Source organism: Blastomonas sp. (assembly GCF_041747255.1).
Lineage (GTDB): Bacteria > Pseudomonadota > Alphaproteobacteria > Sphingomonadales > Sphingomonadaceae > Blastomonas.
On the sequence record NZ_JBGTFM010000429.1, the window covers coordinates 1 to 7,734 of the forward strand.

A 7,734-nucleotide genomic window follows, 5' to 3' on the forward strand; every position below is an offset into this window, starting at 1 on the left:
CCGTCTCGGCCGCGCTCGCTGTCCTTGGCCAGATCGATCCCGCGTGCCTTTGCCGCCGCCTCGCCGAGCAGCAATGCAGTGCCTGAAGGCGCATCGACCTTGTGGCGATGGTGCATCTCGGCGATCTCGATGTCCCAGTCCTCGCCGAGCCTGAGCGCCGCCTCATGCACCAGATGCGCGAGCAAGGTGACGCCCAGCGAGGTGTTGCCGGTCTGCAGCAGCGCGATCGAGTCCGCCGCCGTGTCGATCAGCCAGTGGTGGCGCTCTTCAAGCCCGGTGGTGCCGATGACGATGGGGGTGTGCGCGGCCACCGCCGCATCGAGGTTGGCCTCAAGCGCGTGCGGGGAGGAGAAGTCGACCAGCACGTCGCTTTGCGCTGCCAGCGCCGCGATGTCGCCGCCCTTGTCGATGCCGCCGGACAGCTCGGCCCCCGCCTCGGCAATCGCGTCTGTGAGCACGCGGCCCATGCGGCCTTCGTGTCCGATGATCCCGATCCGTGTCACGCGGTGCTTCCCTCAATCTAAAGTGTCAGGAGAAACTGACACAGTTTACGCAGTTTACACAGTTCAGAGGTTTGAAAACCTCTGGCCAACATGAGGCGTCCAGAGGTTTGAATAACTCTGGACCGTTGCGGCACGCCAGTGCGCTGAAAGCCGATCAAATGTGGCATGGGTAGCCCCAAATCTTCCATGCCATTCACGGCCCATGTAGGACAGGCTTTTCTTGTCGCGCAAGTCAGGCAATAAGCCCGTCTTATGGCCAAGATTCCCAGCATCGTTATCCTCACCGGCGCCGGCGTCAGCGCTGAAAGCGGCATCGACACGTTTCGCGCTGAGGGGGGCTTGTGGGAGCAGCACCGGGTGGAGGATGTCGCCACGCCCGAGGCGTTTGCGCGCGACCCCGATCTGGTGCTGCGCTTCTATGATATGCGCCGGGAGGCGATCCAAACCAAACAGCCCAACGCGGCGCACCATGCGCTGGCGCGGCTCGATGCGGCGTGGCCGGGCGAGCTGCTGGTGGTGACGCAGAATGTCGATGACCTGCACGAACGCGCCGGGGCACAGCGGCTGCTGCACATGCACGGCACCCACCTCAGCGCCTGGTGCCTCGCCTGCGATTCCCGGCCACCGTGGCGCGATCCGATGATTGACCGGCCTGCCTGCCCCGCATGCGGTGTGCCGGGGCAGCTGCGGCCCGACATCGTGTGGTTCGGCGAGATGCCCTATGAGATGGACCGGATCTACGATGTGGTGGGCAATTGCGACCTGTTCGTCTCAATCGGCACATCGGGCGCGGTCTATCCCGCCGCCGGGCTGGTGCGCGAGGCACGAGCGCGCGGGGCGATGACGCTGGAGCTCAACCTTGAACCCAGCCAGGGCAGCCACTTCTTCCATCAGTCACGCCACGGCCTGGCGACCGAGCTTGTGCCCGCGTGGGTGGATGAGTTTTTGGGGTAAGGTTTGGCCCTGACCTCTTTTGCTAGGACCGGGCGAGGGCAGATTACGCCCTGAAGCCCTCCCCCTTGATGGGGAGGGTTGGGTGAGGGTGAGCTCTCCGGATTGTGCCCCCGCGCCCGGACGCACCATCACCCTCACCGCTACGACTAGGCAGCACACTGCCAAGTCTCGCTGCCTCTCCCATCAAGGGAGAGGCAAAGGGGGCGCCGCTCTCCCATCAAGGGAGAGGCAAAGGGGTCGCCGCTCTCCCATCAAGGGAGAGGCGAAGACTAACGAAGCCTTCCTTGCGCCCTCATCCGTTGACCGTCACCACCAGCAGCAGCGTCCAGCCAATCGCGCCTGCATAGGCTGCCCAAGTGCCGATCACCCCGACCGAGCGCAGCAGCGGTGGCTTGCCGGGCTGGTGCGGCTGATTGAGGCCGATTATGTGCGCGGCGCGTGCGCCCAGGAACAGCACGGCGAGCGCGGTGAGCGGCCAGTGGCTGGCGTTGGCCATCTCGAGCAGGCCGATCAGGATGACAAACAACGGCGCGTGTTCGGCCAGATTTCCGTGTGATCGCGACACCGCGACCAGCCCCGGGTCACCCGCATCGCCGAACGCGGCGCGGGTGCGGAACCGCGCACGCACCGTGGCGATGGCGGTGGCGAGCAGCATGATCGCGCAGATGGCAGCGGTGAGCGCGGTAACCGGCAGTGTCATGGCATGATCCCCTATCAGTTGGGGAAGTTATGCAGGCGTGGCAGACGCTCCGCAAGCCCGACACCCGGCATCCTTGGTGATCTTCAGCGTGCGCCACATGGGTTTGAGGCCATCGATCAGGTGCAGCTTGCCCGCAGGATCATCGCCAAAGCCGGTGATCGCGCGCACCGCCTCCATCGCCGCAAAGCTGCCGACCATGCCGACCATCGCGCCCAGCACGCCCTGTTCGGCGCAGGTGTCGCAATCCTCGGCATCAAACGCGTCTCCGACAAAGCAGCGATAGCACGGCTGATCGGGCAGCCACCCGCGAAACGTGCCGACCTGCCCCTGAAACCGCCCGAGCGCGGCGCTGACCAGCGGGATGCGCAGCGCGGTCGCGGTGTCGGAGACCAGCAGCCGCGTGGCGAAATTGTCGGTGCCGTCGATGATGACATCTGCGCCGGCGAGGAGAGCGGCGGCATTGGCCGGCACGATCCGCTCGCTGATCGCGGTGACGGCCAGCGCGGGGTCGAACGCCTGCACCCTTCGCGCGGCAACGGTCGCCTTGGGTTGCCCGATGTCGGCGGGCGTGAACAGCGTCTGCCGCTGCAGGTTGGAAAGGTCAACGGTATCGTCATCGATCAGCGTCAGCGTGCCGATGCCTGCGCCTGCGAGATACTGCAGCGCAGGGCAACCAATGCCGCCCATGCCGACCAGCAGCACATGCGCTCGCGCCAGCCTCGCCACGCCCACGCCGCCGATTTCAGGCAACACGATATGGCGCGCATGGCGGTCAAGCTGGTCAGGGGTGAGGGGCATGGTTTCGCCGCTGTAATGCCGAACGCTGATCAATTCACCCGTTTTCCGGCGAATGCCGCAATCCTGGGGCGATGTGGCGCAATCCGATTCCTAAACTGCGGCTGTCGCCAGAGATCGGGTTGACAGATAATCGCGCCCGTTCAGCTTTCCAGCTGTTGCAGCAAGGCCCGCACGTCGCCGTCCATATCGGCATCACGGGTGCGCAGGTCTTCGATCAGGCGCACCGCGTGGATCACAGTCGAATGGTCGCGGCCACCGAATTTGCGGCCGATCTCGGGGTAGGAGCGCGGGGTCAGCACCTTGGCGAGATACATCGCCACCTGGCGCGGGCGCACCACCGCGCGGGCGCGGCGCTTGGATGACATTTCAGAGCGATCGACCTTGTAGAACTGGCACACCGCGCGCTGGATCTCGTCGATGGTGATGCGGCGGCGGTTGGCGCTGAGCAGATCGGACAGCTGCTCTTCGGCCAGCGCCAGCGTGACCTTTTGACCGGTGATCTGGACAAACGCCATCAGCTTGTTGAGCGCGCCGACCAGCTCGCGCACGTTGCGGCTGATGGTGCGCGCAAGAAACTCGATCACCTCTTCGGGCATCTCACCCATGTTCATCTGCTCAACCCGCGCGCGCAGGATCGCGCGGCGCAGCTCGATATCGGCGGGCTGGATGTCGGCAACCAACCCCATCGCCAGCCGCGACAACAGCCGCTGATCGACCCCGTCGAGCGCCTGCGGGGCGCGGTCCGACGTCACCACCAGCCTTTTGCCTGCGCCCAGGATCGCATCGATGGTGTGCAAAAACTCTTCCTGCGTCGAGTTCTTGCCGATGATGAACTGGATGTCATCGACCAGCAGCATGTCAAACCCGCGCAGCTGCGCCTTGAATGCCATCGAATCGCCGCGCTGGATGGCGCTGACGAAATCGTTCATGAATTTTTCCGCCGGGCAATAGCAGATGCGCGCGCCCGGATTGACCGCGGCATAGGCGTTGCCGATGGCGTGCAGCAGGTGGGTCTTGCCCTGGCCGGTGGCGGCTTTGAGATACAACGGGCTGAACAGCGGCTTTTCCGGCGCGGCCATGCGCTGTGCGGCATTGCAGGCGAGCACATTGGTCTGGCCGGTGATGAACCCTGCAAACACCTGCGATGCGTCGAGCGCGATGCGGTTGCCGGTGAGCGCGGGGGCGGGGCGGCTCATGACAGGTGGCAAGGTGGCTGTGCCATCGGTGTTGCGCGGGCGGACCAGATCGGCATCGCGCGGCGCGGCGGCGATGGTCACATTGCGCACCTCGGGACGGACGATCTTCCACGCTAGCGCCAACCGGTCGGCAAAGCGGTCACGCACCCAGTTGGCGGAAAATTCAGACGGCAGGTGCAGCTTGAGCATGCCCGAACCGGCATCGAAGCCGCCGGTGCGAATCGGGCGAATCCACTGGGTGTGAATCTGCGCGCCAAGGTCCTTCTTCAGGCCCTCGCTGATTTCGCTCCAGTCCGCTGCCCAGTCTGCTGCCGATCCCGCCGCGCCGTTCGAATCACCCGCTAAATTCATGCCCACGTACCGCCACTTCTTACAATAAACCTGGTCATTTCTGACAGGACCGCGTCAGGCGGGCCGCTGTACTCTTACCTGCTGCTGTTACCGGCCCGGGCGCGCTGGTGCGCGTGTCCCCGACCGTTCAGGCTTAAAACGTTCAGCGATAAAGCTGGACGTATTGCCTGCATTACCAGCACCAGCCGAACCGAAGCCCGGACGATGCCAGCCTGTGTGCTGCAGCAACATTGTGACCAATTGACCCAACATCCCTCGCCTCCAGCCGCTTGCGTCAGGCCAGGCGCCAGTGATGGCGCATATCCTGCAACAAACGCATCGGAACGGCCAAACCCCATGGCGTTCCTGTCTTGCAACTCGCGCGCAACTGTCCCCTGCCACGAAAGCACGATGCTTTCTTGGTGAAGCGGAGTTGCTGTTTTATGCTATCGGGAGCAGGGCAATCGCCTGAACCCGTCCAGTTATGTAGCGACGAAAAATCGAGTCGAGCAAGAGCAGCGCGGTAAAAAAAATGAAATAAAGACGCTTGACTCGGTTAACGCGCGGATATTGCTGGGTTCACTATATTTCCGTCATTAATTCAATGACTAAGGGCGTTACATGTTACCCTTGGCCGCGCGAATCGCGGGAATTGCTGGCGTTGCAAAATATGCGCATCAACAATCTGTGTTAAGCTTTTGTGACGCCTGATCGGCATCTGACACCGCACCATAAACCACCGTCGGTGACAAAACAAAGCCCGCCACCCGGCAGGGCAGCGGACAATCGATAGTCTGAAGGATTTTTGCGAGGAAGCAGCTGCGCTGCTCCGCAGCAAGCAGCTTAGCCCAGAGCCGCGAGCCGCTTGGTCAGGCGCGAGAACTTGCGCGATGCGGTGTTCTTGTGCAGCACACCCTTGGCCACGCCGCGCGCGATTTCCGGCTGGGCATTGGCAAGCGCCACCTTGGCGGCATCCTTGTCGCCGGCATCGAGCGCCGATTCGACCTTCTTGACGAAGGTGCGGATGCGGCCGATGCGGTTGCCGTTGACAATCGCACGGCGATCGTTGCGACGGATGCGCTTTTTGGCTTGTGGCGTATTGGCCATAGGTGTCTCACACGTCTTTCATTTGGCGATCAAATTCGGTTGATCGGGTGATGTCGGGTAAAAGCGCGAGGCCACAAGAGTTGCCGCCCGCGCTTTGAAGCCGCTGCCGTTAGCGCCAATCATGGTTCGCGTCAACGGCAGAATGGCGGCGGAATGGCAGCAGTATGCGCTGGGAGCGGCAACAACGTCAACGCTGGCAGGACGGACAATAAAAGGTCGAGCGGCCCGATTGCGCGACGCGTCGCACAGTGCCACCGCACGGGCAGGCTTCGCCCTCGCAGCCATAGACGCGCCAGTCCTTGGCGAAATAGCCAAGTTCGCCATCGGGCCGGGCGTAATCGCGCAGGGTCGATCCGCCCGCCGCAATCGCCTGCACCAGAACCTCTTTAATCGCAGCGACCAGTGGCCTGAGCTTGGCCGGGCCGATCTGTCCGGCGGCGCGCATCGGCGAGATGCGCGCCATGTTCAGCGCCTCGCAGACGTAGATGTTGCCCAGCCCTGCGACGATTCGCTGGTCAAGCAGCAATCCCTTGATCGGCGCAGCGCGCCCAGCCAACCGACGTTTCAGATAGGCGGCGGTGAAATCATCGCCCAGCGGCTCGGGACCCATCGCGGCAAAGGCGGGCAGGGTGCCCAACAGCGCGGTCGTCACCAGATCGACCGAACCGAAGCGGCGCGGATCGAACAACGAGAGCGTGTGACCCGATTCGGTGTCCATCACCAGATGGTCGTGCGTGCCGATCGCATCGGGGTCGATTCGCCAGCGGCCCGACATGCCCAGATGAAACACCATGCTGTCGCCCCGGTCGGTGGCGATCAGGCCGTATTTGGCGCGGCGGCCAAGCGCGGTAATCGTCGCGCCGGTCATCCGCTGGGCAAGGTCGGGCGGGAAGGCGCGGCGCAGATCGGGGCGATGCGTGACCAGCCGCGTGATGCGCGCGCCCTGCAGCACGGCAGCAAGCCCGCGCACGGTGGTTTCGACTTCGGGAAGCTCTGGCATACAAAACAGCAGCTATCAGGCATTGCGCTCGCAACAAAGCAGCTATCAGACTTTGCGCTCGCAACAAAGATGCTTACATGGGCGGCATGAGCGAGACAGTATCCTTTGGCTATCAGGACATCGACGCGTCTGAAAAGGCGGGCCGGGTGGGCGGCATTTTTTCAAATGTCGCGGGCAAATATGACATCATGAACGATGCCATGTCGGGCGGCATGCACCGGTTGTGGAAGGATCGCTTCGTGCGCCGGGTCAAGCCGCGCGCGGGTGAGGACATTCTCGACATGGCGGGCGGCACCGGCGACATCGCGTTTCGCATGGTCGCATCGGGCGCGCATGTCACTGTTGCCGACATCAACCAGGACATGCTCGATGTCGGCATTGATCGTGCGGTCAAGCGCGGCGAGGACCGGCTGGTCTGGTCGTGCCAGGATGCCGAGACGCTCAAGTTCCCCGATCGCAGCTTCAATGCCTATACGATTGCGTTTGGCATCCGCAATGTCACCCATATCGACCGCGCGCTGGCTGAGGCGCACCGCGTGCTGCGCTTTGGCGGGCGGTTTTACTGTCTTGAGTTTTCCTCGACCGAATGGCCGGGCTTTGCCGAGGTTTATGATGCCTATTCGCACCATCTGGTGCCGCGTCTGGGCAAGGCGATTGCCGGCGATGCCGAGAGCTATCGCTATCTGATCGAATCGATCCGCCGCTTCCCCAAGATGCCCGCGTTCGAACAGATGATCAAAGACGCCGGGTTCACGTCCACCCGGGTCGAACCGATCATGGGCGGGCTGGTCGCGATCCATAGCGGGTGGAAGGCGTGAGCGCATTGTCTGGGCGACTAAAGCCCCTCTCCTTTAGGGGAGGGGTTGGGGTGCGGCCTGCGCAAGTGAATGCAGTTCTCTGCGAGGCCGCCCCCACCCCGACCCCTCCCCTGAAGGGGAGGGGCTCTTCTAGGTGACCGCGCCGCGTACGCATATCTGGCGGCTCCTGAAATGGGGTCGTGTCCTGGCGCGGCATGGCGCGCTCAAGGGGCTAGAGGCTGCGCCGCAGACCCCGGCTGAGGTCAAGCGGCTGTTTCGCATCGCGCGGCTCGGCGCAAGAGTGCCAGCGACCCCCGATTATGCGGGGGCCTTCCGCGCCATCGGCCCG

General features: G+C 63.7%; 8 protein-coding genes and 1 pseudogene. 3 read left to right on the plus strand and 6 right to left on the minus strand.

Features of this window, described 5'->3' with window-relative positions:
* Positions 1–503 (minus strand): 4-hydroxy-tetrahydrodipicolinate reductase (locus ACEW8G_RS14480; protein WP_373489109.1); only part of this gene is annotated, 503 nt, incomplete at its 3' end.
* Positions 504–755: 252 nt separating this feature from the next.
* On the opposite strand from ACEW8G_RS14480, the gene ACEW8G_RS14485 reads away from it, so the two are divergent.
* A complete protein-coding gene (locus ACEW8G_RS14485) occupies positions 756–1,457 on the plus strand; it encodes an NAD-dependent deacylase (protein ID WP_373489110.1) in 702 nt (233 codons plus the stop codon).
* Between the two features lie 292 nt (positions 1,458–1,749).
* Here the strand turns inward: ACEW8G_RS14485 and ACEW8G_RS14490 are convergent, their stop codons facing one another.
* From ACEW8G_RS14490 to mutM, 5 genes are all read right to left on the minus strand, one after another.
* Positions 1,750–2,157 carry an MAPEG family protein gene (locus ACEW8G_RS14490; RefSeq protein WP_373489111.1) on the minus strand — a complete coding sequence of 136 codons (408 nt, stop codon included), beginning with the start codon at positions 2,155–2,157 and terminating at the stop codon, positions 1,750–1,752.
* 27 nt (positions 2,158–2,184) lie between these two features.
* Positions 2,185–2,955, minus strand: a complete 771-nt coding sequence (locus tag ACEW8G_RS14495) for a ThiF family adenylyltransferase (protein WP_373489112.1) — start codon at positions 2,953–2,955, stop codon at positions 2,185–2,187.
* A 140-nt stretch (positions 2,956–3,095) separates the two neighbouring features.
* Positions 3,096–4,502, minus strand: a complete 1,407-nt coding sequence (gene dnaA / locus ACEW8G_RS14500) for a chromosomal replication initiator protein DnaA (RefSeq protein WP_373489113.1) — start codon at positions 4,500–4,502, stop codon at positions 3,096–3,098.
* 822 nt (positions 4,503–5,324) lie between these two features.
* Positions 5,325–5,588 (minus strand): 30S ribosomal protein S20, encoded by a 264-nt coding sequence (gene rpsT, locus ACEW8G_RS14505; RefSeq protein ID WP_373489114.1) that lies wholly within the window; start codon positions 5,586–5,588, stop codon positions 5,325–5,327.
* Between the two features lie 187 nt (positions 5,589–5,775).
* Positions 5,776–6,588, minus strand: a complete 813-nt coding sequence (mutM, locus tag ACEW8G_RS14510; RefSeq protein WP_373489115.1) for a bifunctional DNA-formamidopyrimidine glycosylase/DNA-(apurinic or apyrimidinic site) lyase — start codon at positions 6,586–6,588, stop codon at positions 5,776–5,778.
* A gap of 86 nt (positions 6,589–6,674) precedes the next feature.
* On the opposite strand from mutM, the gene ACEW8G_RS14515 reads away from it, so the two are divergent.
* Together ACEW8G_RS14515 and ACEW8G_RS14520 are read left to right on the plus strand one after the other, a co-directional pair.
* Positions 6,675–7,406, plus strand: a complete 732-nt coding sequence (locus ACEW8G_RS14515) for a class I SAM-dependent methyltransferase (RefSeq protein WP_373489116.1) — start codon at positions 6,675–6,677, stop codon at positions 7,404–7,406.
* Between the two features lie 133 nt (positions 7,407–7,539).
* Positions 7,540–7,734 (plus strand): annotated as a pseudogene (locus ACEW8G_RS14520) (ubiquinone biosynthesis protein UbiB); the annotation flags it as partial.